The 25,739-nt window shown below is 66.1% G+C and carries 20 protein-coding genes; 17 read left to right on the plus strand and 3 right to left on the minus strand.

Annotated elements, in window-relative coordinates; all coding sequences use genetic code 11:
- Nucleotides 1–29 precede the first annotated feature (29 nt).
- Both IX761_RS21620 and aspT read right to left on the minus strand, forming a co-directional pair.
- The gene (locus IX761_RS21620; protein ID WP_194791545.1) at nt 30–1,307 is read right to left on the minus strand and encodes an OmpP1/FadL family transporter; all 1,278 of its coding nucleotides are present in this window, start codon (nt 1,305–1,307) and stop codon (nt 30–32) included.
- Between the two features lie 260 nt (nt 1,308–1,567).
- Nucleotides 1,568–3,250 carry an aspartate-alanine antiporter gene (gene aspT, locus IX761_RS21625; protein WP_194791546.1) on the minus strand — a complete coding sequence of 561 codons (1,683 nt, stop codon included), beginning with the start codon at nt 3,248–3,250 and terminating at the stop codon, nt 1,568–1,570.
- Between the two features lie 188 nt (nt 3,251–3,438).
- Here aspT and IX761_RS21630 point away from each other — a divergent pair, with 188 nt between their 5' ends.
- The 9 genes from IX761_RS21630 (at nt 3,439) to IX761_RS21670 (ending at nt 14,331) form a co-directional block, all read left to right on the plus strand.
- Nucleotides 3,439–4,035, plus strand: coding sequence for a paraquat-inducible protein A (locus IX761_RS21630; protein WP_194791547.1), 597 nt, complete (start codon nt 3,439–3,441; stop codon nt 4,033–4,035).
- Nucleotides 4,032–4,670 carry a paraquat-inducible protein A gene (locus IX761_RS21635; RefSeq protein ID WP_194791548.1) on the plus strand — a complete coding sequence of 213 codons (639 nt, stop codon included), beginning with the start codon at nt 4,032–4,034 and terminating at the stop codon, nt 4,668–4,670. The genes IX761_RS21630 and IX761_RS21635 overlap by 4 nt, the downstream gene beginning before the upstream one ends.
- The gene (locus IX761_RS21640; RefSeq protein ID WP_194791549.1) at nt 4,660–6,300 is read left to right on the plus strand and encodes an intermembrane transport protein PqiB; all 1,641 of its coding nucleotides are present in this window, start codon (nt 4,660–4,662) and stop codon (nt 6,298–6,300) included. The genes IX761_RS21635 and IX761_RS21640 overlap by 11 nt, the downstream gene beginning before the upstream one ends.
- 23 nt (nt 6,301–6,323) lie before the next feature.
- Nucleotides 6,324–6,860 (plus strand): PqiC family protein, encoded by a 537-nt coding sequence (locus IX761_RS21645; protein WP_194791550.1) that lies wholly within the window; start codon nt 6,324–6,326, stop codon nt 6,858–6,860.
- 9 nt (nt 6,861–6,869) lie between these two features.
- A complete protein-coding gene (locus IX761_RS21650) occupies nt 6,870–9,743 on the plus strand; it encodes an HD domain-containing phosphohydrolase (protein WP_194791551.1) in 2,874 nt (957 codons plus the stop codon).
- Nucleotides 9,744–9,923: 180 nt separating this feature from the next.
- Nucleotides 9,924–11,981 carry a carbon starvation CstA family protein gene (locus IX761_RS21655; RefSeq protein WP_194791552.1) on the plus strand — a complete coding sequence of 686 codons (2,058 nt, stop codon included), beginning with the start codon at nt 9,924–9,926 and terminating at the stop codon, nt 11,979–11,981.
- Nucleotides 11,982–11,989: 8 nt separating this feature from the next.
- Nucleotides 11,990–12,193 carry a YbdD/YjiX family protein gene (locus IX761_RS21660; RefSeq protein WP_194791553.1) on the plus strand — a complete coding sequence of 68 codons (204 nt, stop codon included), beginning with the start codon at nt 11,990–11,992 and terminating at the stop codon, nt 12,191–12,193.
- 127 nt (nt 12,194–12,320) lie between these two features.
- Nucleotides 12,321–13,667, plus strand: a complete 1,347-nt coding sequence (locus IX761_RS21665; protein WP_194791554.1) for a cache domain-containing protein — start codon at nt 12,321–12,323, stop codon at nt 13,665–13,667.
- 31 nt (nt 13,668–13,698) lie between these two features.
- Nucleotides 13,699–14,331: a response regulator gene (locus tag IX761_RS21670; RefSeq protein WP_194791555.1), complete on the plus strand. Its 633-nt coding sequence runs from the start codon at nt 13,699–13,701 to the stop codon at nt 14,329–14,331.
- Nucleotides 14,332–14,394: 63 nt separating this feature from the next.
- On the opposite strand, the gene IX761_RS21675 is transcribed toward IX761_RS21670, so the two are convergent.
- Nucleotides 14,395–15,309, minus strand: coding sequence for a LysR family transcriptional regulator (locus tag IX761_RS21675; protein ID WP_194791556.1), 915 nt, complete (start codon nt 15,307–15,309; stop codon nt 14,395–14,397).
- Nucleotides 15,310–15,574: 265 nt separating this feature from the next.
- Between IX761_RS21675 and speB the strand changes: the two genes are divergently transcribed.
- From speB to gcvH, 8 genes are all read left to right on the plus strand, one after another.
- On the plus strand, nt 15,575–16,546 hold the full coding sequence (gene speB / locus IX761_RS21680; RefSeq protein ID WP_194791557.1) for an agmatinase: 972 nt from the start codon (nt 15,575–15,577) through the stop codon (nt 16,544–16,546).
- A 15-nt stretch (nt 16,547–16,561) separates the two neighbouring features.
- Entirely contained in the window at nt 16,562–18,070 is a 1,509-nt protein-coding gene (locus IX761_RS21685) for an aldehyde dehydrogenase family protein (protein ID WP_194791558.1), read from the plus strand.
- Between the two features lie 92 nt (nt 18,071–18,162).
- Nucleotides 18,163–18,342 carry a hypothetical protein gene (locus IX761_RS21690; RefSeq protein WP_194791559.1) on the plus strand — a complete coding sequence of 60 codons (180 nt, stop codon included), beginning with the start codon at nt 18,163–18,165 and terminating at the stop codon, nt 18,340–18,342.
- On the plus strand, nt 18,339–19,808 hold the full coding sequence (locus tag IX761_RS21695; RefSeq protein ID WP_194791560.1) for a purine-cytosine permease family protein: 1,470 nt from the start codon (nt 18,339–18,341) through the stop codon (nt 19,806–19,808). The genes IX761_RS21690 and IX761_RS21695 overlap by 4 nt, the downstream gene beginning before the upstream one ends.
- A 3-nt stretch (nt 19,809–19,811) precedes the next feature.
- A complete protein-coding gene (betA, locus tag IX761_RS21700) occupies nt 19,812–21,497 on the plus strand; it encodes a choline dehydrogenase (RefSeq protein WP_194791561.1) in 1,686 nt (561 codons plus the stop codon).
- Between the two features lie 559 nt (nt 21,498–22,056).
- Nucleotides 22,057–23,481 (plus strand): D-serine/D-alanine/glycine transporter, encoded by a 1,425-nt coding sequence (cycA, locus tag IX761_RS21705; protein WP_194791562.1) that lies wholly within the window; start codon nt 22,057–22,059, stop codon nt 23,479–23,481.
- Nucleotides 23,482–23,562: 81 nt separating this feature from the next.
- Nucleotides 23,563–25,095 carry a sigma-54-dependent transcriptional regulator gene (locus IX761_RS21710; protein WP_194791563.1) on the plus strand — a complete coding sequence of 511 codons (1,533 nt, stop codon included), beginning with the start codon at nt 23,563–23,565 and terminating at the stop codon, nt 25,093–25,095.
- Between the two features lie 259 nt (nt 25,096–25,354).
- A complete protein-coding gene (gene gcvH / locus IX761_RS21715) occupies nt 25,355–25,732 on the plus strand; it encodes a glycine cleavage system protein GcvH (RefSeq protein ID WP_194791564.1) in 378 nt (125 codons plus the stop codon).
- Nucleotides 25,733–25,739 lie beyond the last annotated feature (7 nt).

Below are 25,739 nucleotides of genomic sequence, written 5' to 3' on the forward strand. Positions count from 1 at the left end.
TGAACGGTGCCCCGCCCGCGCGGGGAGCCTCAGAACCGCCAGGTGGCACCGCCACCGATGATGTGCAGGGCGCTGTTGTCGTAGCTGCCGGACAGGGTGTTGCCGGAGCGCGCCTTGGTTTGCTGTACGTCCATGTCGCCGAGCCACACCAGGGTGTAGGCCAGGTGCAGGTCCAGGCCTTCGTCGACCTGGTAGTTGACCCCGGCCGCCAGGCGCCAGGCCTCGCCCATGGGGTTGTCGACGGTGCGATCCTTGTCGTCGACCGCCGAGCTGTCGTAGCCCAGGCCCATGCTCCAGCGCCACTGTTTGCTGGCCTGGTACTGGGCGCCGATCGAGGCGTGCCAGGTATCCTTGTACTTGCGGTCGACGGTGCGGCTGGTACCGCCGGCGTTGCTGTCGACCTCCACGCCGACATCACCGAAGTCGCTCCAGTCCTGCCAATTGAGGCTGCCGAGCAGGGTCCACTGGTCGTCGAGCTGGTGGGCGATGCTGAAGGTCACCGTCTGCGGCACATTGAGGTCCAGCTCCAGGTCGTCCACGTCCAGGCGGCGCAGGGCGACGTTGAGCAGGGGGTTGCTGATGTCGCTCAGGTGCGGCTTGTCCTTGAACTCCAGCTTGACCTTGCTGGTGTAGGCCAGGCCCAGGCGGGTACGGGCATCGAGCTGGTACAGCAGGCCAAGGTTGGCGCCGACGCCCACGTCGGTATCCTTGTACTCCAGCTGGCCATCGGGGCGGTCGGCCAGGCCCAGCAGGTTGTTGTTGATGGCCATCTCGGTGCGGTAGTAGCCGACCATGATCCGCGGGCCGATGCCGATCGACAGGTCGTCGGTGAACTTGTAGGCCCAGGTGGGTTGCAGCGAAACGCCGATGACCGCGGCTTCCTGGGTGAAGTAGCGGCCGGCCCAGTCATCGTCGTAGTCCAGGGCCAGGCCGAAGTTGCCGTACATGCCGAAACCGATGGCCGAGCGCTCGTCTAGCTGGTGGCTGACGAACAGGCTGGCGCCGGGCAGGTACTGCAGGGCGTTGCCGCCCTCGTTGCCATCGAACTGGTTGCCGCTGTCGCGGGAGAAGCCCAGGTCGCCGAGGATCACCTGTGCGTTGGCATTGATCTGCGTGCCCTTGAGTTGGGTGATGCCGGCCGGGTTGCTCATCAGCACGCTGGGGTCGTTGGCCAGCGCCGCAGCCCCGGCATTGGCCAGGCCGTTGCCTTCCTGGCCGGCCTCGTAGATGAGGATGCCGCCGGCCCAGGCGCTGTGGCCCACGCAGCACAGCCCCAAGGTTGCAGTGAGCCTGGCTAGGCGCTTCATGGCAGGTCGGCACGGCGGAACAGTTTCTCGAACACGCTCATCACAGGCTCCTCTTGAATGGAAGCGCTGTACCTTTTCGGCAACTGCCAGCGAACGCCGTTGTGCAGCAAGGCAGACTAGCTGTATTGCAACCCGGTGACATGCTCCTTTGGCGACACCCGCGGTGCCACGGAATGAGAAGCAAACGCCGATCACCAGCGTTGATACTTTAGACGACACATTTCGACCCGCAACTTTGGTTGAGCCCGCTCAGGTGCAACTCAGGCGAACGCGACGATGATCGGCCCGCACACCGCCAGCAACACGTTGGAAATGGCGTAGCAAACGGTGAAGCCGATGACCGGGGTATTGCTGCCGGACTGTTCGATGATCTTGTTCATCGAGGCCGCTTCGGTTTGCGCCCCGGCCAGTGCACCGAACAGGATCATCGGGTGCAGGCGCAGCACGTAGCGGCCGAAATACAGCGTGACCAGCGGTGGGATGAGCGTGACCAACGCGCCTGCGAGCAGCAGCGCCAGGCCTTGTTCGCGGATCGCCGTCAACGCCGCAGGCCCCGCCAGCAGGCCCACCACGGCACCGAAGGCGGTCAGGCCGAACTCGGAAAACGCCCACTGCGCCGCCGGGGGCAGGGCGCCGAGCTCGGGGTGTCGTGAGTTGTACCAACCGATCAGCAAACCGGCCAGCAACACACCGCCACCGACCCCCAGCTCCACCGGGATCATCCCGACATGGGTGGACAACAGCCCGGCCAGCGACCCCAGCACCAGGCCCAGGGAGTGCAAGGCGATGTCGCTGCGGTAGCTGTGCTCGCGGATCCGCCCCAGTTGCGCGGCCAGGGCCTCGACACTGGTGGCCCGGCCGGTGAGGCTGATGACATCGCCACGGCGCAATACAGTTTGCGGCAGCAGTGGCAAGTCCAGGCCCTGGCGGGTGATGCCGGTGAGAAAGCAACCCATGCGGTCGGCGCCGATCAACGCCGCCTTGACCTGGTGCAAGGTGCGCCCGGCCAACTGGCGGTTGGTCAGCACGATGTCGGCGCTGCGGGTGGGGAAGGACAGGCTGTCGGGGTGGTCCACCTCCGGCCCGATCCAGTCATGCAGGTCGCTGACGGCATCGCGCAGCGCATAGATGCCGAGGATGTCGCCGGGCTGCAGCGCCAGCGCCGGATCACGGTCCAGGTACTGGCCGGCGCGGGTGACCCGCTCGATGCTCAAGGCCGGGTGGCGCGCCTCGAAGGCTTCGATGCTCAGGCCCGAGGCCTGGGGTGCCGCCAGCCTGTGGGCACGCACGACGATACGGGTGTAGGGGATGCTGATCGCGTCCTCTTCACGCTCGATGCCCAGTTCGCGCTCCAGCGCCTGGGCACTGGCACGCAGGTCAACACCGAGCAGGCGCGGCGCCAGGCTGCCGACGAAGACCACCAGGCCGATGGTGCCGAACACGTAGGTGATGGCGTAGGCCACCGCCATATGGCTGTTGAGCTGGGCCTTGGCCGCCGCGTCCAGGGGCAGTTGGGCGATGGCGCTGCTGGCGGTACCCATGATCGCGGTGTCGGTGAGCGCACCGGCACCCAGGCCTGCGGTGAAGCCGGCATCGAAACCGTACAGGGCGTTCATCGCCAGGATCACCGCCAGCGCGGTGGCGCACAGCACCACCGACAGCAGCACCAGCTTGAGCGTGCCGCGGTTGAGGCTGCCGAAGAATTCCGGGCCGCTCTTGAACCCCACCGCGTAGATGAACAGGGCAAAGAACACCGATTTCAGTTCATGGGGCACTTCAAGGCCGATCTGGCCGATCACCAGCCCCATCAGCAGGGCGCCGGCCACCGAACCCAGGTGGAAGCTGCCCAGCTTCACACGGCCCAGCAGGATGCCCAGGGCAATGGCGAGGAACACGGCAATTTCCGGATTGGCACGCAGCGCGCCCAGCACCAGCTCGATCATCGCTCACCCCTCGTTGCAACGGCCTGCGCCGACGGTTCGGCTTGAGTATGTGCGCAATCCAGACGCTGGCCATGGCTGTCGTCAAATGCCAACGTCGAGGTGGCGCAGATGTCACGTCTGTTGACTAGTCTTGAACCCCAGCACCTGCCCCCTGTGGCGGGCCCTCGGAGTTGTCATCGGGAATACCCATGGCCCAGGCGGACAACCTGATCATTTGCGAGTACTGCGACGCCGTCTACCGGCGCTCGCCCCTGCACCGTCACCAGAGTGCCCTGTGCACCCGCTGTGGCGGCGTGCTGTATCGGCACAACCCCTTGAGCGTGCAGCAGCGCCTGGCGCTGTGCGTGACCGGCGCAGTGCTGCTGGTGTTCGCCAACGCCTACCCGGTGATGACCATCAGCATGCGCGGCCTGAGCAATTCGGCCACCCTGTGGGACTCGGTGCTGATCTTGAGCAGCGGCAGCATCACCTTCATCGCCCTGGTGCTGGCCCTGGCGATCATCTTCGCCCCGGTGTTGCAGATCACCCTGCTGGCCTGGGTGCTGGGCTTCGCCCTGGGCGGCCGGCGCGCGCCGGGCTTTGCCCGCTGCATGCGCGCGCTGGAAGGGTTGCGGCCCTGGAGCATGCTCGAGGTGTGCCTGCTCGGCGCCATGGTGGCGGTGATCAAGCTGGCGGGGCTGCTCGACGTGATCCCGGGTATCGGCCTGATCGCCCTGGCGGCCCTGAGCCTGTTGCTGATCTTCATTGCCGGCAAGGATATTCGCGACCTCTGGGGGCAGCTATGAGTACGCCCACGTTGGCCGACGACCTGCACCTGTGCCTGTGCCATGGCTGTGGCCAGGCCTGCGAGCTGGCCCACGACCGGCATCAGTGTGGCCGCTGTGGCGCACCGCTGCATCGGCGCAAGGCCAACCCCATCGCCCGGGGCTGGGCGTTCCTGTGCGCCGCGCTGATCTTCTATGTACCGGCCAACGTGCTGCCGGTGATGCGTACCGAGATGCTCGGCCAGGGCAGCGACAGCACCATCGGTGGTGGGGTGCTGGAGTTCTGGGAGGCGGGGGCGTGGGATATCGCGCTGATCATCTTCATCGCCAGCATTGGTGTGCCGGCAATCAAGTTCCTGTCGCTCGGCCTGCTGCTGCTCACCGCCCAGCGCCGTAGCCAGTGGGCGCGGCGCCAGCGCTCGCAGCTGTTTCGCTTCGTCGAGCTGATCGGCTACTGGTCGATGCTCGACGTCATGGTGGTGGCGCTGGTGGCCGCGCTGGTGCAGTTGCGGGGGCTGGGCACCATCGAGCCGCGTCCGGGGATCCTGTTCTTTGGCCTGGTGGTGGTATTGACCATGTTCGCGGCCATGAGCTTCGACCCCCGGCTGATCTGGGATGACACTCCACACGACCGGGAGCACCGCGATGGCGCATGAAACCCAGACCCCTGGCGAACCGGGGCAGGCCCAGGTACGCACACGGCGCCTGAACGTCTCGCTGGTGTGGATCGTGCCGATCCTGGCACTGCTGGTCGGCGCCTCGCTGGTGGTGCGCAACTGGATGGAACAAGGGCCGGTGATCTCGATTTCGTTCCGCACCGGGGAAGGGCTGGTGGCGCACAAGACCCAGGTGCGCTACCGCAGCGTGACCATTGGCGAGGTCAGCTCGGTGGAGCTGGCCGCGGACCGCAAGAGCGTGGTGGCCAAGGTCGAGCTGTCCAAGGAGGCGGAATCGTTCGCCACCCAGGGCGCGCGCTTCTGGGTGGTGCGCCCGCGCATCGGCGCTGGCGGGGTGTCCGGGGTCGATACGCTGCTGTCGGGGGCCTTTATCGGCGCCGATGCGGGCGAGTCGAAAAGCCCCGAGAAGACCTTCGTCGGCCTCGAAGCGCCCCCCGCGATCACCTATGGCGAGAAGGGCAAGCGTTTCGTGCTGAGCGCCAGTGACCTGGGTTCGCTGGATATCGGCTCGTCGATCTACTACCGGCGCATTGCGGTGGGTGAGGTGGTGTCCTATGCGCTGAAGGAAGACGGCCAGGGCGTCGACATCGATGTATTCGTACAGGCCCCGTACGACGCCTTCGTCACCACCGACACGCGCTTCTGGAATGCCAGCGGCATCGACATGCAGCTCGGCGCCAATGGGCTCAAGGTCGAGACCCAGTCGCTGTCGTCGATCCTGATGGGCGGGCTGGCCTTCGGCACGCCGGACTATGCGGTGGCCACCGCGCCCGCCGCCGACCAGCAGGCCTTCGAATTGTTCGTCGATCGCGACGCGGCCCTGGCGCCGCCGACCGGCAAGTCCCAGTACCTGCGCCTGCGCTTCGAGCAGTCGATGCGCGGCCTGTCGCCGGGGGCACCGGTGGAATTCAAGGGCGTGGAGTTCGGCAAGGTGATTGCCGTCACCCTCGACTACGACGCTAAAAAACAAACCTTCCCGGTGGTGGTCGATGCGGTGATCTACCCGCAGCGGCTGGGGCCGGTGCACCAGAAGATGCTGCAGGCCTTCCACCACAGCCCAGATGACGACGCCGGCACCCGCCGCTTGATCGGTACCTTCGTCGACCACGGCCTGCGTGCCCAGGCCCGCAGCGGCAACCTGATCACCGGGCAGATGTTCGTCTTGCTGGACTTCTACCCCGAGGCGCCGAAAGTCGCCTTCGACCCCAGCCTTGAGCCCATCGTCATTCCCACCGTGCCGGGCAGCCTGGAGAAACTCCAGGAGCAGTTGCAGCATGTGGTCGAGCGTATCGGCAAGCTGCCGCTGGAGAGCATCGCCGGCAACCTCGACGGCACCCTGCGCGAGCTGCGCGTCACCCTCAAACGCTTCGACGGGCAGACGTTGCCGGGGGTCAAGGCCACCCTGGAGCAGGTGCAGACCACGCTGCGCACGGCCAATTCGGCGATTGCCGAAGACTCGCCGCAACGGGAGAAGCTCGGCGACACCCTGCAGGAACTGGAGCGCATGTCGCGCTCGCTGCGCGACCTGGCCGACTACCTGGGCCGCCACCCTGAATCGCTGATCCGTGGCCGGCCGAAGGCCGCCGGCGCGGACGACGTGCAACCCTGAACACGGCCAAGGAGCAAGCGCCGATGCGTACGCTGCATTTCCTGTTGCTGGGCACGCTGGTGGCGCTGACGCTGGGCTGTCGCAGTACGCCGAACACCTACCACACCCTGGTCGCCCCACAGCCGGTGCGCGATGGCGGCGAGGCGATATTGGTGGAGCGGGTCAGCCTGCCGCCGCAGGTGGACCGCCCGCAACTGGTGGTGCGCCAGGGCACCAGCGGCCTGGTGATCCTGGAGACCGAATGGTGGGGTGCCAGCCTGGTGGACGAGCTGCGCAGCGCCTTGCAGGACCTACTGGGCGGCCCGGTCGGCGGCAAGCAGCGGGCCGTGCTGCGGGTGGACGTGCAACGCTTCGACTCGGTGCCGGGCCAGTACGCACTGCTGGAGGCGGTGTGGCGGCTGGCCCGCCCAGGCCAGGCCGAACTGACCTGCCGCACCTCGGTGCAGACCCCGGCACAGAACAGTGTGGCCAGCCTGGTGGAGGCCCAGCAGGCCAACCTGCGCAAGCTCGCCGACGCCGTGCGCGGCAGCCGCGCAGGTTGCCCTGCCAGTCGTGGCTGAGGCGCCGCCATGAACAACCCGGGCCGGGGCATCTCCCTGCAACTGCTGGTAGCGCTGGCCATCGTGCTGGGCATGCTGGTGCTCGGCGTGGCACTGGCCTGGCAAGGCTACGCCGGCCTGCGCCAGACCCTGGTGGCCGCTGCCGGCGATACCGCCCAGCAGGCCGGCAGGACCATCGAGGAACGTGCCAGGCGCCTGGTCGACCCGGTGCACAGCAGCCTGCGCCTGCTCGCCGTCAACCCGGCCGCCGGCAACCTGGACCTGCGCCTTGCCCAGCTTGGGCAACTGGTCGAAAGCCTGAACGCCAACCCCATGCTCAGCGCCGCCTACATGGGCTACGCCAATGGCGAGTTCCTGCTGGTGCGGCCGTTGCGCGACGGGCAGATGCGGCAACGCTTCGCCGCGCCAGCCGGCAGCGCTTTGCTGGTGCAGAGCATGAGCCTGGGCGCAGACGGCGCGATGCTCGGCCAGTGGCGCTTCTACGACCAGGCGCTGACCCTGCTCAAGGTCGAGCCGCGGCCCGACTATCACTACGATCCACGCCAGCGCCCCTGGTTCGTCGAGGCCTCGGCGCAGGCCACCACCGTGCTGACCCACCCCTACGTGTTCTTCACCACCCGCGAGATCGGCCTGACCATGGCCCAGCGCAGCGCCGACGGCGCGGCCGTGGTGGGCATGGACGTCTCGGTCGACGACCTGGCCAGCGAAAGCCGCGGCCTGCGCATGACCCCTGGTACCGAAATCGCCGTGGTCGATGACCAGGGCAGCGTGGTGGCCTACCCGGACCTGGCGCGGGTGATCGTTCGCGACGGGGAGGCGGTGCGCCTGTCGCGCCTTGCCGAACTGGGCGTACCCAGCCTGGCGCGCATCCACACCGACATGCCTGCCGGCGGCCAGCCGCAGCGCTACGAGGTGCAAGGGCAGGCCTGGTACGGCATGCGGGTGCAGTTGACCAATCTGGCCGGGCAAGACCTGCAAGTGCTGATCGCGGTGCCGGCCCATGAACTGCTGGCCGGGGCGCGCAAGGTGTTGTTCGAGCAGTTGCTGTTCACCGCCGGGTTGATGGCCGTGCTGCTGTTGCTCGGCGCGATGCTCGGCCAGCGCATCGGCCGGCCGTTGCGCCAGCTCGCCGACCAGGTGCGTGGCCTGGCCGCCTTCGATTTCAGCCGCGAAGTGGGGGTGCGTTCGCGGGTGTCGGAGGTGCGCGAACTGAGCCGGGTGCTCGGGCGCATGTCCGGGACGATCCGCAGTTTCCAGGCGATCACCCTCACGCTCAGCCGTGAAAACCACCTGGAGCGCATGCTCGACGGCGTGCTGGGGCACCTGGTGGAGGCCGCCGGGGTCGCTGGCGGCGCGGTGTACCTGTACGAAGAAGCGCACGGGCGGTTGCGCCTGGCCGCCTCCTGCCGGCGCCGGGACTATCCCACTGAGCTGGCGGTCGATGACCAGGCCCGTGCAGACCTGCCGGGCGTCGTGACCCGGGCCCTGGCACTGGGCGAACGCAGCCTGGCGGTGCAGCTTGACGACCGCGGCCAGGCGCTGCTGGGCATCCTGGTGTTGCAATTGGCGGACGAGGGGCAGGGGGGCGAGCCGTTTCGCCGTTTCGTCGAGGAGTTGTCGGGTGCGGCCGCCGTGGCCATCGAGACGCGCCAGCTGGTCGAGGCCCAGCAGCGCCTGCTGGACGCCATGATCAAGCTGCTGGCCGATGCCATCGACGCCAAGAGCCCCTACACCGGCGGCCATTGCGAACGGGTGCCGCAACTGGCGCAGATGCTGTTGGACCAGGCGGTGCAGGCCGACAGCGGCCCCTATGCCGACTTCACCCTGAGCGCGGCCGAGCGCTACGAGTTTCGCGTCGCCGCCTGGCTGCATGACTGCGGCAAGGTCACCAGCCCCGAGTACGTGGTGGACAAGGCGACCAAGCTGGAGACCCTGTACAACCGCATCCACGAGGTGCGGATGCGCTTCGAGGTGCTGTGGCGCGATGCCGAGATCAGTTACTGGCAGGGCCTGGCCGACGGTGCGCCGCAGGGGCCGTTGCAGCGCACCCTGGAACAGTGTCGCGCTGAACTGCAAGCGGAATTCGCCTTCGTCGCCAAGGCCAATATCGGTGGCGAGTTCATGGGCGACGACGCTGTCGAGCGCTTGCAGCGCATCGCCCAGCGCCGCTGGCTGCGGCATTTCGACAACCGCCTGGGGATCTCCCGTGACGAGCAGGAGCGCTATGCCGGCATGCCTGCGCCCACCTTGCCGGTGGCCGAGCCGCTGCTGGCCGACCGCCCCGAGCACCGGGTGCCCTGGGGCGCGCGCAAGCCACCGGTGGCACGGGACGATCCGCGCAACGTCTGGGGTTTCGACATGCGCCTGCCGGCCCACGCCAGCGACTTCGGCGAGCTGTACAACCTGTCGATCCGCCGCGGCACGCTCAACGACGAGGAGCGTTTCAAGATCAACGAGCACATCGTGCAGACCATCGTCATGCTCAGCGCGCTGCCGTTCCCGCGCCCGTTGCGCCGGGTGCCGGCCATCGCCGGCAACCACCACGAGAAGCTCGACGGCACCGGCTACCCGCGCAGGTTGGGCCGGGACGACCTGGGCATTGCCGAGCGGGTGATGGCGATCGCCGACATCTTCGAGGCACTGACCGCCGCCGACCGGCCCTACAAACCGGCCAAGACCTTGTCCGAGTCGGTGAAGATCATGGTGGCCATGGCCCGTGACCAGCACATCGACGGGCAGTTGCTGGGGCTGTTCCTCGAAAGCGGGGTGTACCGCCAGTATGCCGAGCGCTTCCTGCGCCCGGAGCAGATCGATGAGGTGGATGTGGGGTATTGGCTGGGGCAACTGGGCGCTGGCTGCACAATGGCCGCTCAAGGACGCTGACTGACGCGGCGAGCTCTGCGTCGGCGGTGCTGGTTTCTACGTAGTACTACTTAGTCCTTGCGCGTAGTACTGCGACTGTTTTCCGTGGCGGACTGAGCCGAAAGTGTGCAACGTCCTACCCGGGCGCACACAACAACAAAAACCGCCGCAGGCCATCCGCCCGTGGCAGGAGACCCTCCAATGTCCAAACTGGCTACCCGAATTGCCTGGTTCGCCGTTGCATTGCTTGGCGCCTTCGCGCTGGGCACCCTGGCCTTGCGCCGGGGCGAAGCGATCAATGCCCTGTGGATCGTGACCGCCGCCGTCGCCCTCTACCTCGTTGCCTACCGTTACTACAGCCTGTTCATCGCCACCAAGGTGATGCAGCTCGACCCCCTTCGCGCCACGCCGGCCGTGCTCAACAACGACGGCCTGGACTACGTGCCGACCAACAAGCACATCCTCTTCGGCCACCACTTCGCCGCCATCGCCGGCGCCGGCCCACTGGTGGGTCCGGTGCTCGCCGCGCAGATGGGCTACCTGCCCGGCACCCTGTGGCTGATCGCCGGTGTGGTGCTGGCCGGCGCGGTGCAGGACTTCATGGTGCTGTTCCTCTCCACCCGCCGCAACGGCCGCTCGCTGGGCGACATGGTGCGTGAGGAAATGGGCCGCATCCCCGGCACCATCGCCCTGTTCGGCTGCTTCCTGATCATGATCATCATCCTCGCGGTGCTGGCGCTGATCGTGGTCAAGGCCCTGGCCGAGAGCCCGTGGGGCATGTTCACGGTGATGGCGACCATCCCGATCGCGATGTTCATGGGCGTGTACATGCGCTATATCCGCCCGGGCCGTATCGGCGAGATCTCGGTGATCGGCGTGGTGCTGTTGCTGCTGTCGATCTGGGCCGGTGGCCTGGTTGCGGCGGACCCTGTGTGGGGCCCGGCGTTCACCTTCACCGGCGTGCAGATCACCTGGATGCTGGTGGGCTACGGTTTCGTCGCTGCCGTGCTGCCGGTATGGCTGGTGCTGGCGCCGCGTGACTACCTGTCGACCTTCCTCAAGATCGGCACCATCGTCGGCTTGGCCATCGGCATCCTGATCCTCGCGCCCGAGCTGAAAATGCCGGCGCTCACGCAATTCACCGACGGCACCGGCCCGGTATGGAAGGGCACCCTGTTCCCGTTCCTGTTCATCACCATCGCCTGCGGCGCGGTGTCCGGCTTCCACGCGCTGATCTCCTCGGGGACCACGCCCAAGCTGCTGGACAACGAAACCAACGCCCGTTACATCGGCTACGGCGGCATGCTGATGGAGTCGTTCGTCGCCATCATGGCCATGGTCGCCGCTTCGGTGATCGAGCCGGGCGTGTACTTCGCCATGAACAGCCCGGCCGCCGTGGTCGGCGCCGACGTGGTGTCGGTGGCGAACACCGTCAGCAGCTGGGGCTTCCTGATCACCCCCGAGCAGCTCGAAGCGGTGGCCAAGGACATCGGCGAGCACACCATCCTGGCCCGCGCCGGTGGTGCCCCGACCTTGGCCGTCGGTATCGCGCAGATCCTCCACCAGGTGCTGCCGGGTGAGAACACCATGGCGTTCTGGTACCACTTCGCGATCCTGTTCGAGGCGCTGTTCATCCTCACCGCAGTGGACGCCGGTACCCGTGCCGGGCGCTTCATGCTGCAGGACCTGCTGGGCAGCTTCGTGCCGGCGCTCAAGCGTACCGAGTCGTGGGGCGCCAACCTGTTGGCCACCGCGGGCTGCGTGACCCTCTGGGGTTACCTGCTCTATCAAGGTGTGATCGACCCGCTGGGCGGCATCAACACCCTCTGGCCGCTGTTCGGCATTTCCAACCAGATGCTGGCCGGTATCGCCCTGATGCTCGGCACCGTGGTGCTGATCAAGATGAAGCGCCAGCGCTATGTCTGGGTCACCTTGCTGCCTGCGGTGTGGCTGCTGATCTGCACCACCACCGCCGGCTTGATCAAGCTGTTCGACCCGAACCCTGCGGTCGGCTTCCTGGCCCTGGCCAAGAAGTACAGCACCGCCCTGGACGCCGGCCAGATCCTGGCCCCGGCCAAGGACCTGGGGCAGATGCAGCACGTGATCTTCAACGCCTACACCAACGCCACGCTGACCGTGCTGTTCCTGTTCGTGGTGCTGAGCGTGCTGTTCTTCGCCATTCAGGTGGGGCGTCGGGCCTGGGTCAAGCCGGAGCGTACCGACCGCGAGTCGCCGTTCCAGCCCATTCCTGATGCCTGAGGTGGCTGATGTTCAATGACCTGAGCAAGATGGGCAAGTACCTCGGCCAGGCCGCGCGGATGCTGGTGGGCATGCCCGACTATGACTACTACGTCGAGCACATGCAGGCCAAGCATCCGGACCAGCCGGTGATGAGCTACGAGGTGTTTTTCCGCGAGCGGCAGGATGCGCGCTATGGGGGCGGCAGCGGTCGCCCGGTGCGTTGCTGCTGAGCGGTTGAACGTGGCATAAAGCGGGGCCGCCTTGCGGCCCATCGCGGGCAAGCCCGCTCCCACAGGGAGCGGGGCGAGCTGACGATGGGGCGTGCAGCGGCCCCTTTTCCATTCCGCGGAAACGACCATGCAACTCAAACACAAGATCGTCACCCTCAGCGTCCTGCCGCTGCTGGTGTCGGTGCTGTTCATTTGCGTCCTGGTGTTCGCCCAGAGCCGCAAGCTCGAGGAAGAGCAGGCCCGGCTGGTGGAAAGCAGCATCATGGCCGCCAAGAAGGCGGAGCTGAAGAACTACCTGCAACTGGCCATGAGCCTGATCGCGCCGTTGTACGGCAGTGGCGCCGATGATCAACAGACCCGCCAACAGGCGTTGCAGATCCTGTCCCACGCCAGTTTCGGCATGGACGGCTATTTCTTCGTCTATGACCGCAACGGCAAGAACCTGATGCACCCGCGCCAGGCCGAGCTGGTCGGCAAGGAGCTGATCGGCATGACCGACATCAACGGCCTGCCGGTGATCCAGGCCTTGCTCAAGAGCGCCGAGCAGGGCGACGGCTACCAGCTGTACGCCTGGCAGAAGCCCTCCAGCGGGCAGGTCACCGGCAAGCTGGCCTACGTGGTGATGCTCGAACGCTGGGGCTGGATGCTGGGGACCGGCATCTACATCGATGATGTCGAGGTGGCCACGCTGAAGTCGCGCCAGGAGGTGGCGTCGGGCGTGCTGACCACGGTGCTGGCCATCGCTTCGTTCTCGCTGCTGGCGGTGCTGGTGATCTTCGCCGGTGGCCTGATGCTCAATGTCAGCGAGCATCGCCTGGCCGACGGCAAGTTGTCGGCGCTCAACCAACGCATCGTCAACCTCCAGGAGGAGGAGCGCTCGCGGGTGTCACGCGAGTTGCACGACGGCATCAGTCAGTTGCTGGTGTCGATCAAGTTCCAGTTCGAGCTGGCGGCGATGGAGCTGGCCAACGGCCTCGACCAGGGCCTGGAGAACCTGCACAAGGGCACCGCGCGGCTGGGCGCCGCCATTGGTGAGATCCGGCGTATTTCCCACGACCTGCGCCCGTCGTTGCTCGACACCCTTGGGCTGTCGCCGGCCATCGACCAGCATGTGCGCGAGTTCGAACAGCGCACGGGTGTGCGGACCCACTGCACCTGCAACCTGCACGACATTGAAGTGGACGCGGACCTGTCGCTCACCCTGTTCCGCATCATCCAGGAGGCGTTGGCGAACATCGAACGGCATGCCCAGGCCAGCACCGCGTTCATTGCGCTGGCGGTGCACCGCGGGCAGATCCTGCTGCGGGTGCAGGATGACGGCGTCGGCTTCGACCCGGGTGCCGCCGACGAGAGCCATGGCATTGGCTTACGCAACATCCGCGAGCGTGTCGACCACCACAGTGGTAGCTTCAGCATTGCATCGAGCAACGGCCGTACGGAGTTGCAGGTGCAGATCCCGATCCGCCGCGTTTAAACGCCCCCAATCCCCTGTTTCGAGACTGCCCATGAGCCTTAGCCCTCCCATCCGCATCGCCCTGGTCGATGACCACGCCCTGGTGCGCGATGGCGTCAAGTCGTTGCTCAACGCGATGCCGCAGTTCCAGGTGGTCGGCCAGGCCGAGTCCGGCGCCCAGACCCTGGAGCTGGTGGCGGCCATCGAACTGGACATCCTGCTGGTGGATGTGGGCTTGCAGGACATCAACGGCCTGGAGCTGACCCGCAGGCTGCGGGCGCTGTACCCGGGGATCAAGATCCTGATGTTGAGCATGTACGACAACCAGGAGTACGTGCGTACCTCGATCAACGCGGGAGCCCTGGGGTATGTGTTGAAGAACGCCCCCTCCACCGAGTTGATCGCCGCCATCGAGGCGATTGCGGCCGGCGGCAGTTTCTACAGCCCGGAAATCACCCGCAAGCTGGTCAGCAACCCGCGTGAAGAGGCCGAACTCACGCCGCGCGAGGTGCAGGTGCTGTCGATGATCGCCAAGGGCGCGAACAACAAGGAGATGGCCCGCGAGCTGGGGATCAGCGTGCGCACGGTGGAAACCTATCGGCTGAGCATTCGGCGCAAGCTGAACATCGATACGCCGGCGGCGCTGGTCAAGTATGCGATCGAGCAGGGGTTGGTTTCGATCTGAGGCCCATGGGGCTGTTGAGCAAGCAACGCAGTGCTGCCGAGCGGATCGTGTTCGTGCGCTGAACTAGCCCAGCCCGGGCTGATGCAGGCAGGCGTTCAGGTCTTCGAGAAACGCCTGCAGGATCGGCGGTGGCGACACCCCGCGGCGGGTGACGACGTCGAACGGCGAGGTCAGGTCCAGGCTGCTGGCGCCCAGGCGGCGCATGTCGCCGGTCTTCACCCACTGTTCGGCGAAGTGCACCGGCAAGAAACCGATGTAGGCGCCGGAAATGATCAGGATCGCCGCCGCCTCGATGTTCTCCACGGTGGCGGCGGCCTTGCTCACGCCCAGTTGCGCCAGGTCGTACTGCTGCATGTAGCCGCGCACGACGATATGGCAGCCCCGCACCTCTTCCAGCAGCCGGCCACTGGCCGCCTTGCTCCCATACAGCGGGTGGCGCCGGCCACAGTACAGCCCCAGGGCCTCATCGTAGAGCGGCAGGTAGGACAGCCCCGGCACCCGCAGGGGGAAGTGGCCGATGGCCAGGTGCAGCCGGCTGTCCAGCACCCGCTCCTCAAGCTCCGCCGGGGCGCCGATGTAGATGTGCAGGTGGGCGTCGTGCCCGCGCGAGACGAAGCGCTGGGTGGTGCGCGGCAGCGGCGAGGCGGTGTCGGTCAGGGTCGAGTCGATGATGCCCAGGTTGAGCTTGCCGCTGATGTGCTGTTTGAGCACGTCGGCGTCCAGGCAGAAGCTTTCCACGGCGCTGAGCAGGCGCAGGGTGGCCTCATGGATGGCCACCCCTTGCTCGGTCAGGCGAAAGCCACTGCGCCCGCGCTGGCAGAGCTTGACCCCCAGGCGGGTTTCCAGGTGGGTCATCTGTTCGCTGATGGTCGACTGGCCGGCGTTGAGCGCGGCTTGCGCTGCGGAAAATCCGCCGCACCTGACGATGGTGGTGAATACCCTAAGAAGCTTCAGATCGACATCGTGGAGCTGGATCACCCTGGCCTCCTGGGCGGTTGCTCACATCGCCGAGGCTGATATGAGTGTCCGCGCACTGTTTTTTTGCGCAGCTAACCATGTGCGGCTGATCACCGCAATGCCTGGGGCGTCGGGCAGCGGCCTGCCGGCAGATACTTCGGCTGCGGCGATGTATGCATCTGCACTTGCGCATTTTTCCAGGTTCCGCCTGGCGCCATAGTGGCTGCAACGGCGGTGCCCAGGCACGCCGTCTCCTGACCAGAACAATAAGTGGAGAAACCCGCACATGGCTAAGCACGGTTATGAATCCGGCCGCCTGAACCTGCCCTTCGTGGGCCATTGCACCTTCGCCAAGGCGCCCATCTGCACCGACTGGGCGGCCATCGATGCCGATGTGGCGATCCTCGGCGCGCCCAACGACATGGGCACCCAATGGCGCTCCGGCGCACGCTTCGGGCCGCGCGGCATTCGTGAGGCATCGACGCTGTTCTCATTCGGCCATTCCGGCGCCTACGACTTCGAAGACGACGCCACCTACCTGACCGAAGACCAGCTGCGCATGGTCGATGTCGGCGACGCCGATATCGTCCACACCGACATGGCCACCAGCAACGCCAACATCGAGTCGGCCGTGCGCCAGATCCTCGCGGCCGGTGCCATGCCGGTGGTGCTGGGTGGCGACCACTCGATCCACGCGCCGGTGATCAAGGCCTTCGAGGGCCGCGGGCCGATCCATATCGTGCATTTCGACGCCCACCTCGACTTCGTCGACGAACGCCACGGCGTGCGCTACGGCCACGGCAGCCCGCTGCGCCGCGCCTCGGAGCTGGACCACATCGTCGGCATGACCCAGCTGGGCATCCGCAACGTGTCGTCGTCCAACCGCGACGACTACGACGCCGCCCGCGACGCCGGCTCGCAGATCCTCTCGGTGCGCGATGTGCGCCGCCTGGGCTGCGAAGGCGTGCTGGCGAAAATCCCCGAGGGCCGTGACTACTACATCACCATCGACATCGACGGCTTCGACCCGTCCATTGCCCCGGGCACCGGCACCCCCAGCCATGGCGGCTTCCAGTACTACGAAGTGCTGGAGATCATCCAGGCACTGGCCCGGCGCAGCCAGGGGCGCGTCGTCGGCATGGACCTGGTGGAAGTGGCCCCAGCGTACGACCCGGCCGGCGTCACCTCGATCCTCGCCGCGCAATTGCTGATGAACAGCCTCGGCTTCATCTTCCATGCCCGCGCCAAGGCGCGCTGACCCGGAGCTTCGACAGTGGACAACAAGGTCAAATCCTACCTGCAGGCCTTTGGCGTTAGCGAGGCCACCCAGCGATTCCTGTGCAAAGCGCAGCGCATGTTCATCGGCGGTGAGTGGCTCGAAGCCAGCGACGGCGCCAGCGCCGAGGTCATCGAACCGTCCACCGAGGGCGTGCTCACACGCCTTCCCATGGGCACCGCCGATGACCTCGACCGCGCGGTGCAGGCTGCCCGCGCACAGTTCGATGGCGGCCCCTGGAGCCAGCTCAAACCGCTGGAGCGCGAGCGCCTGATCCATCGCCTGGCCGACCTGATCGAAGCCCATGGCGAGGAGTTGGCGCAGATCGAGTCGATCGACATGGGCAAGTCGGTGGCCCAGGCCCGCGCCGTGGATATCCAGGGCACGGTCGATACGTTGCGCTATTTCGCCGGCTGGGCCAGCAAGCTGCACGGCCGTACCGTCGAACCGTCGCTGCCCGGCAACTACCTGGCCTACACCCGCAAGGAGGCGGTTGGTGTAGTGGGCGCCATCGTGCCGTGGAACTTCCCGCTGCAAACCATGGCCTGGAAGCTCGGCGCGGCCCTGGCCACCGGTTGCACGGTGGTGGTCAAGCCGGCGGAGCTGACCTCGCTGTCGGCCCTGCGCTTTGCCGAGCTGGTCCAGCAGTCGGGCATCCCCGATGGGGTGATCAACATCGTCACCGGGCGCGGCAGCGTGGTCGGTGAGGCGATGTCGCGCCACCCAGGCATCGACAAGCTGAGCTTCACCGGCTCCACCCCCGTGGGCTGCTCGGTGGGCAAGGCGGCGATGGACCAGATGAAGCGCCTGACCCTGGAGCTGGGCGGCAAGTCGCCGGTGATCGTGTTTGCCGACGCCGACATCGAGGCCGCCGCCGAAGCGGTGGCCAACGGCGTATTCTTCAACTCAGGGCAGGTGTGCGATGCCGGTACCCGCGCCTATGTCGAGCGCAGCGTGTACCCAGCCTTCCTCGAAGCATTGGCCCGTTACACGGCGACCCTGAAGATCGCCCCCGGCCTGGACCCGGACTGCTTCATCAGCCCCATGGTGTCGCGCCAGCAACAGCAACGGGTGCTGGACTACATCGCCCTGGGCAAGGCCGAAGGGGCGCAGGTGTACTACGGCGGCGAGCCGGTCGAAGGCCCGGGCTACTACGTGCAGCCGACGATCTTCGCCAACTGCGACAACCGCATGCGCATCGTGCGCGAGGAGATCTTCGGCCCGGTGCTGGTGACCGCGCCGTTCGACACCCCGGAGCAGGCCCTGGCGCTGGCCAACGACACCGAGTACGGCCTGGCGGCGGCGCTGTACAGCAACGACCTGGGCAAGGTCCACGGGCTGATCCCGCGCCTGCGCGCCGGCACGGTGTACGTCAATGCCCACAGCACCCTGGACCCGTCCATGCCGTTCGGTGGCTACAAGCAGTCCGGTTATGGCAAGGACATGGGCGCCGAGCAACTGGAGTTCTTCCTGGAGACCAAGGCGGTCTGGATCACCTTGCCTTGAGGTAGCAAGGCCGGCCTGCGTCGCCTGGCGTGTGGCGCAGGTTCATCAACGCATCGAATTTCAACAATAAGAACCTGTCGAGGTGATGCCCAATGAACAGCCAAGTGGATGTCGAGCGTGAACAAGATCTGGAACGGCGCCTGCGCGCCTACGAGGAGATGGAGAAGCGGGCGGACTGGCCCGGTGCACTGACCGCCCGTGATGTGGTCGCCCTGGCCCTGCTGACGCTGGTGATGGTTGCCGGCGCCTACCTGCTCGGTGGCCAGCCATGAGCGGGTCTCGGCAACAGGAGTTTCGCCTGGCCGCCGAACGTGGCGACACGCCGTTGTTGCCCAATGAGCGGGTCTGGGGCTTCTGGGGCTACGCCTACGCCAACTCGGCGCTGGCAGTGGCTACCTGGGTGTTCCTGATCGGCGGTGCCACCGCGCTGTTCGTCGGCCCGCTGCAGGGCATTGCCGCGATCGTCATCGGCAATATTCTCGGGGTGGTGCTGGCCTCGGCGTCCACCTGCCTGCCGTGCGGCAAGTACGGCGTCGAGCAGTTCACCTACCTGCGCAGCATGTTCGGCCTCAATGGCAGCCGCCTGGTGTACTTCCTCTCGGTGGTGGTGCTGACCATGGGCTGGCTGGCGGTACTCGGGCTGATGTGCGGGCGGGCGCTGGACAACCTGGAAACCCTGGTACAGCACGCCCAGCCCGACGGCGATGGCTGGCTGGTGACCGCCGGGGCCCTGCTGGCGATTGTGCTGGCGGCGCTGGTGGCCATTCGCGGGCCGGACATGATCCGCCTGCTGAGCGCGCTGATCGCACCCAGCCTGATCCTGATCATGCTGGCGCTGATGTACTTCATCCTGCGCAGCCACAGCCTCGCCGAACTGCTGGCCATGCCGCCCTTGCAGCCACCGTTCGAGAACCCCCACGTCAACTTCATGATCGCGGTGGAAATCAACATCGCCGCCGGCTTCTCCTGGTGGCCCTACATCGGCAACCTGTCGCGCCTGTGCAGCAACCAGCGCACGGCCTTCTGGCCGAACCTGGTGGGCATCTTCGGCGCCGCGGTGCTGGGCGAATCGGTCAGCCTGTTCGCCGCCACCACCCTGGGCAGCAGCGACCCCACCGCCTGGATGCGCGTGGCCGGTGGCATGGCCTTCGGGGTGATCGCCCTGGGCTTTCTGGCCCTGGCCAACCTCACCGGCATGGTCAACATCCTCTACACCGCGGTGATCGGTTTGCGCCAGCTGGCCGGGGAGCGCCTGCGCAGCCTGGGCTGGGCAGTGTTGATCGGGCTGTTCTGCATCATCCCGGTGGCCATCGTGGTGCTGCTGCCGGGGATCTATGACGGCTTCTTCATCTTCCTGGTGTGGACCTCGGCACTGAACAGCGCCCTGGCCGGCATCGGCATCGCCGATTACTTCTTCCTTCGCCGCCAGCGGGTCAACCTGCGCCACCTCTATGCCGAGCAAAGCGGCTCGCCACTGCGCTTCTGCAAGGGCTTCAACCCCATCGCGCTGCTGGCACTGGTGGCGGGTTTCGCCATCTACGTGGTGGTGTTCAACCCGCAAACCCTGGCCCACACCAGCTTCTTCACCTTCGCCACCGCCTCGTTGCCGTCCTGCCTGCTGGCCGGGCTCGTGCACTACGGCCTGACCCGCCTGCTGGCGGCGCGCCTGGGCTGGGGCGGCTACCCCAAGGGCAATCAACACCACGATCAGGCCGCCGGCCTTCGCGTACAGGACTGAACCATGAACAAGCGATACGACTACATCATCATCGGTGCGGGCTCGGCCGGCTGCGTCCTGGCCAACCGCCTGACCGAGGACGCCGGTACTTCGGTGCTGGTCCTGGAATTCGGCGGCAGCGACCGCAGCGTGCTGATCCAGATGCCCAGCGCGTTCTCCCTGCCGATGAACACCAAGAAGTACAACTGGCGCTACGAGACCGTGGCCGAGCCGCACCTGGACGGTCGGCGCCTGCACTGCCCGCGAGGCAAGGTGCTGGGTGGTTCGTCGTCGATCAATGGCCTGGTCTACATCCGTGGCCATGCCTGCGACTTCGACGAATGGGAAAGCCTGGGCGCGAAAAACTGGAGCTACCGCAATTGCCTGCCGTACTTCAAACGCGCCGAAAACTTCAAGTTCGGCGGCGATGACTACCGTGGCGGCGCCGGGCCGCTGGCCACCAACAATGGCAACAACATGCAGAACCCGCTGTATGGCGCCTGGGTCGAGGCCGGTGCCGAAGCCGGCTACATCAAGACCGACGACTGCAACGGCTACATGCAGGAAGGCTTCGGTGCCATGCACATGACGGTCAAGGACGGCGTGCGCTGGTCCACCGCCAACGCCTACCTGCGCCCGGCCATGAGCCGGCCCAACCTGACCGTGGTCACCCACGCCATGACCCGGCGCATCCTGCTCGACGGCAAGCGCGCGGTGGGGGTGGAGTACGACGAAGGCGGGCAGACCCACAAGGTGCTGTGCAACCGTGAGGTGCTGGTCGCATCCGGCCCGATCGGCTCGCCGCACCTGTTGCAGCGCTCCGGCATCGGCCCCGAGGCGGTGTTGAAAGAGGCCGGTATCGAGGTGCGCCATCACCTGCCGGGCGTGGGCGAAAACCTGCAGGACCACTCGGAAATCTACATCCAGTACGCCTGCAAGCAGCCGATCACCCTCAACGGCAAGATGAGCCTGCTGGGCAAGGCGATGATCGGCCTGCGCTGGTTGCTGTTCAAGGATGGCCTGGGCGCCAGCAACCACTTCGAGGCCGGCGGTTTCATCCGCTCCTCCAAAGGGCTGCGCTGGCCGGACATCCAGTTCCACTTCCTGCCGGCGGCCATGCGCTACGACGGTGACAAGCCGTTCAAGGGCCACGGCTTCATGGTGCTGACCGGGCCGAACAAACCCAAGAGCCGTGGCCATGTGCGGGCGCTGTCGGCCGACCCGTACCAGCACCCGGAAATCCGCTTCAACTACCTGGAAAGCGAAGAGGACCGCGAGGGCTTCCGCCGCTGCGTACGGCTGACCCGCGAGATCCTTGCCCAGCCGGCCATGGACCGCTTCCGCGGCGAGGAGCTGGCGCCCGGGCCGCAGGTGCAGACCGACGAACAGATCGACGCCTTCGTGCGCGCCAACATGGAAAGCACCATGCACCCCTGCGGCTCGTGCCGCATGGGCGAGGATGACATGGCGGTGGTTGACTCGACGCTACGGGTGCATGGCTTGCAGGGGCTGCGGGTGATCGACTCGTCGGTGTTCCCGACCGAGCCCAACGGCAACCTCAACGCCCCGACCATCATGCTGGCAGAACGCGCCGCCGACCTGGTGCGCGGGCGTGAGCCGCTGGCGCCGAGCGATATGCCGGTGGGGTTGGTGGGGGATTGGGAGCAGCAGCAGCGCAGCCGTGCGCCGGTGCGCAAGGTCGGTGCCTGAAGCAGGGTAGGGATGACTTTGTGGNTTGCCAGTCCGGGCCTCATCGCTGGCAAGCCAGCTCCCACCTTGACCGCATAAGCCCAAGGCCTGTGCGATTCCTGTGGGAGGCGCGGTTCGCCGCTGCGACTTGCCGGCGATGAGACCGGTACAAGCAACAAAAGGTGCTGGCTCCCACAGGGTTAGCGCATGGCCTGGGGTTATGCGGTCGGGGTGGGAGCTGGCTTGCCAGCGATGAGGCCAGTACAAGCAGCATGAGGTGCTGCCAATGGCGCGGACCGAATGCGCTCCATTGTAGCGATATCGCTACAGGGCGGGTGAGGGCAGGGTTTACTACGCCTTCACAGCAATTGAAAGGTGAATAAACCGGTTTTATTGGAGTGACTTCATTACGGAACACTAGTGCGAAACCGATAACAAACACCGAATCCAGCGGCCTCTGGCCCTTGGCACATACCTTGCTCTTTCCCTTGCGTTCGGCCGGACTTTCAGACCAAAAGCCCGGCTCGGAAAGTTGAACTTGTGACGTTATAAAAACAATTAAACTAGCAAGGTAAAAATAATGAACAACTTGCCACATGGCCAACGCCCGCCCGAGGCTGAAGGCCACGAACTGCAGCGCAGCCTGTCCAATCGCCATATCCAGTTGATCGCCATCGGCGGTGCCATCGGCACCGGCCTGTTCATGGGCTCGGGCAAGACCATCAGTTTGGCCGGCCCGTCGATCATCTTCGTCTACATGATCATCGGCTTCATGCTGTTCTTTGTCATGCGGGCGATGGGCGAGTTATTGCTGTCCAACTTGAAGTACAAATCCTTCATCGATTTCTCCGCCGATCTGCTGGGGCCCTGGGCTGGTTTTTTCACCGGCTGGACCTACTGGTTCTGCTGGATCGTCACCGGTATTGCCGATGTGATCGCGATCGCCGCCTATTCACAGTTCTGGTTCCCGGATATTCCCCTGTGGCTGCCGGCGCTGGCCTGCGTCGGGGTGCTGCTGTCGCTCAACCTGATGACCGTGAAGCTGTTCGGCGAGATGGAATTCTGGTTCGCCATGATCAAGATCGTGGCCATCTGCGCGTTGGTGTGCACCGGGCTGTACATGGTGGCGGCGGCCTACCAGTCGCCGGCCGGCAACGTCGCTTCGCTGGCCAACCTGTGGAATGACGGCGGCATGTTCCCCCATGGCGCCATGGGCTTCTTCGCCGGCTTCCAGATCGCTGTGTTCGCCTTCGTCGGCATCGAGCTGGTGGGCACCACCGCCGCCGAAACCAAGAACCCGGAACGCAACCTGCCACGGGCGATCAACTCGATCCCGCTGCGTATCATCATCTTCTACGTGTTGGCGTTGGTCGCCATCATGGCCGTGACCCCCTGGCGCGAAGTGGTGGCCAACAAGAGCCCGTTTGTCGAGCTGTTCGTGCTGGCCGGGCTGCCGGCGGCAGCGGGGATCATCAACTTCGTGGTGCTGACCTCGGCGGCGTCCTCGGCCAACAGCGGCGTGTTCTCCACCAGCCGCATGCTCTACGGCCTGGCGGTGGACGGCGATGCGCCCGGCAGGTTCGGTGCGCTGTCCAGCCGCGCGGTGCCGTCCAATGGCCTGATCTTCTCCTGTGTCTGCCTGACGGCGGGGGCGCTGGTGATCTACCTGGTGCCGAACATGCTCGATGCCTTCACCTTGATCACCACGGTGTCGGCGATCCTGTTCATGTTCGTCTGGTCGATGATCCTGCTGTCGTACCTGGCTTACCGCAAACAGCGGGCTCACCTGCACCAGGCTTCGAAGTACAAGATGCCCGGCGGCACGCTGATGTGCTGGGTATGCCTGGCGTTCTTCGTGTTCATCCTCGGCCTGCTGGCCCTGGAGGCGGACACCCGCCTGGCGCTGTACGCCGTGCCGGTGTGGTTTGCCGTGCTGGGCCTGGCCTACCGCTCCCTGCGGCAGAAACGCCAGGAGAACGGGCAGTTGTCCCTCGATAGCGATTGATCTTCACGTTCACGTCTTAGCCAGGGGGGCAGCGCGCCGTGCGCCGTCCCCCTGTTGTCGTTTGCCAAGCAGGGAGTTGCGATGAGAATCCACGTCACCTTCGTCGACCGCGTCGGCATCACCCAAGAGATCCTGGCACTGCTGGGGGCGCGCAACCTCAACCTGGACGCGGTGGAAATGGTTCCGCCCAACGTCTATATCGATGCCCCGGCGCTGTCGCAGGCAGTGCTGGACGAACTCCACGCGGCATTGCTGGGCCTGGACGGCGTGCAGGCGGTCGAACTGGTCGACTTCCTGCCCGGCCACCGCCGGCGCCTGCAACTGGAGGCGCTGCTGGCGGCGATGAGCGACCCGGTGCTGGCGGTGGACCCGAGCGGCCATGTGCTGCTGGCCAACCCCACCCTGGTCAGCCTTATCGGTCGTGAACCGGCCGGTGAACCGTTGTCGCGGCTGTTCGCCGCGCCTGACCTGGCCAAGGGCCTGATCGCCAAGGGCTTTCGCCTGCCCATGTGCGAGGTGGAGTTCCAGGGCCAGGCGCTGCTGCTCGAAGCGACGCCCATCAGCGGCGGGGCCGATGGCCTGGTGGGTGGCCTGCTGACCCTGTACCCGCCCAGCCGCATCGGCGAGCGCCTGGCGTCGTTGCTGCATGATTCCACCGACGGGCTGGAGGCGCTGCTGGGGGAGTCGACGCCGCTCAAGGAACTCAAGGTGCGCCTGCACAAAGTGGCTGGCCTTGAGGCGCCGCTGCTGATCCAGGGCGAAACCGGCACCGGCAAGGAACTGGTGGCGCGTGCCTGCCATGCCCTCAGCGCCCGGCGCGATGCGTCGTTCCTGGCGCTCAACTGTGCGGCCTTGCCCGAGAGCCTGGCCGAGAGCGAACTGTTCGGCTACGCCGCCGGGGCCTTCACCGGTGCCCAGCGCGGCGGCAAGCCGGGCCTGCTGGAACTGGGCGACGGCGGCACGGTGTTCCTCGATGAAGTGGGCGAGATGTCGCCCTACCTGCAGGCCAAGCTGCTGCGTTTTCTCAATGACGGCAGCTTCCGCCGGGTCGGTGGCGGCGGTGAGGTGCGGGTCAATGTGCGGGTGGTCTGCGCCACCCACCGCCATTTGGAGGCCATGGTAGTCGAAGGCAGTTTCCGCGAAGACCTGTACTACCGCCTCAACGTGCTCAACCTGAAAGTGCCGCCGCTGCGCGAGCGCGGCAAGGACATCCTGCTGCTGGCCGAGCACTTCCTGCGCCAGGCCTGCGCGCAGATCCAGCGCCCGCCGTGCCGGCTGGCGCTGGCCACCCAGCCATTGCTGCTGGGCAACCGCTGGGCGGGCAACGTGCGGCAGTTGCAGAACGTGCTGTTCCGCGCGGCGGCTATTTGCGAGGGCGAGGTGATCGACTGCGATGACCTGGAGCTGGCCGGCACCGCCCTGAACAACCAGCAACCCGACGCCCAGGAGGTGGTCAGCCTGGAGGCGGCAGTGCAGGGGTTCGAAAAGGACCTGCTGGAGAAGCTGTACGCCATCTATCCCTCGACCCGGCAATTGGCCCTGCGCCTGCAAACTTCGCACACGGCCATCGGCCAGCGCCTGCGCAAGTACGGCATTGCCAGCCGGGCTTTGTAGAAGGCTGGAGCCGCTTCGCTCCACTGGAGTGTTTGTGCTCCAGCCGGGCCTGAACTCCGGGTTCATTGGCCCGCCAGCCCAACGGTGGCAGACGGGCACTTGAGACGGAGTGATTTCGCTCCGCTGCACAGGCCGGTTGATATCGATTAAATATCGATAACGAATTGAAAGATAACGGTTTTATTGAGTTGGCATTGCCCTTGCTCTGTTACTGGTAGTCCTGTCCCGGGACCCATCTGATAACAAGAAAGGAACATCCATGACCACTCTGCGTTTTACCCCCGAACACGAATGGCTGCGTCTGGAAGCGAGCGGCGAGCTGACCGTAGGTATCACCAGCTACGCCCAGCAGGCCCTGGGTGATGTGGTGTTCGTGCAGTTGCCCGAACCCGGCGCGTACGACGAGGGCAGTGAAGTGGCGGTGCTGGAGTCGGTGAAGGCCGCCAGCAACATCGGCATGCCGCTCAACGGCACGGTGGTGGCGGTCAACCAGGCCCTGGCCGACGACCCCGAACTGGTCAACGCCTCGCCCATGCAGGATGGCTGGTTCTTCCGCATCCAGGCACGCGACCTGACAGACCTCGACAGCCTGATGGACCAGGACGGTTACGACCGCTTCCTGGCCGACAACGCCTGAACCTGGG

Origin of the sequence: Pseudomonas sp. UFMG81 (assembly GCF_015354575.1) — a bacterium.
GTDB lineage: Bacteria > Pseudomonadota > Gammaproteobacteria > Pseudomonadales > Pseudomonadaceae > Aquipseudomonas.

Excerpts from the sequence above, each read along its gene's own strand:
- IX761_RS21620 (WP_194791545.1), bottom strand. The coding sequence starts at position 1,307 with ATGAAGCGCCTAGCCAGGCTCACTGCAACCTTGGGGCTGTGCTGCGTG.
- aspT (WP_194791546.1), bottom strand. The coding sequence starts at position 3,250 with ATGATCGAGCTGGTGCTGGGCGCGCTGCGTGCCAATCCGGAAATTGCC.
- IX761_RS21630 (WP_194791547.1), top strand. The coding sequence starts at position 3,439 with ATGGCCCAGGCGGACAACCTGATCATTTGCGAGTACTGCGACGCCGTC.
- IX761_RS21635 (WP_194791548.1), top strand. The coding sequence starts at position 4,032 with ATGAGTACGCCCACGTTGGCCGACGACCTGCACCTGTGCCTGTGCCAT.
- IX761_RS21640 (WP_194791549.1), top strand. The coding sequence starts at position 4,660 with ATGGCGCATGAAACCCAGACCCCTGGCGAACCGGGGCAGGCCCAGGTA.
- IX761_RS21645 (WP_194791550.1), top strand. The coding sequence starts at position 6,324 with ATGCGTACGCTGCATTTCCTGTTGCTGGGCACGCTGGTGGCGCTGACG.
- IX761_RS21650 (WP_194791551.1), top strand. The coding sequence starts at position 6,870 with ATGAACAACCCGGGCCGGGGCATCTCCCTGCAACTGCTGGTAGCGCTG.
- IX761_RS21655 (WP_194791552.1), top strand. The coding sequence starts at position 9,924 with ATGTCCAAACTGGCTACCCGAATTGCCTGGTTCGCCGTTGCATTGCTT.
- IX761_RS21660 (WP_194791553.1), top strand. The coding sequence starts at position 11,990 with ATGTTCAATGACCTGAGCAAGATGGGCAAGTACCTCGGCCAGGCCGCG.
- IX761_RS21665 (WP_194791554.1), top strand. The coding sequence starts at position 12,321 with ATGCAACTCAAACACAAGATCGTCACCCTCAGCGTCCTGCCGCTGCTG.
- IX761_RS21670 (WP_194791555.1), top strand. The coding sequence starts at position 13,699 with ATGAGCCTTAGCCCTCCCATCCGCATCGCCCTGGTCGATGACCACGCC.
- speB (WP_194791557.1), top strand. The coding sequence starts at position 15,575 with ATGGCTAAGCACGGTTATGAATCCGGCCGCCTGAACCTGCCCTTCGTG.
- IX761_RS21690 (WP_194791559.1), top strand. The coding sequence starts at position 18,163 with ATGAACAGCCAAGTGGATGTCGAGCGTGAACAAGATCTGGAACGGCGC.
- IX761_RS21695 (WP_194791560.1), top strand. The coding sequence starts at position 18,339 with ATGAGCGGGTCTCGGCAACAGGAGTTTCGCCTGGCCGCCGAACGTGGC.
- betA (WP_194791561.1), top strand. The coding sequence starts at position 19,812 with ATGAACAAGCGATACGACTACATCATCATCGGTGCGGGCTCGGCCGGC.
- cycA (WP_194791562.1), top strand. The coding sequence starts at position 22,057 with ATGAACAACTTGCCACATGGCCAACGCCCGCCCGAGGCTGAAGGCCAC.
- IX761_RS21710 (WP_194791563.1), top strand. The coding sequence starts at position 23,563 with ATGAGAATCCACGTCACCTTCGTCGACCGCGTCGGCATCACCCAAGAG.
- gcvH (WP_194791564.1), top strand. The coding sequence starts at position 25,355 with ATGACCACTCTGCGTTTTACCCCCGAACACGAATGGCTGCGTCTGGAA.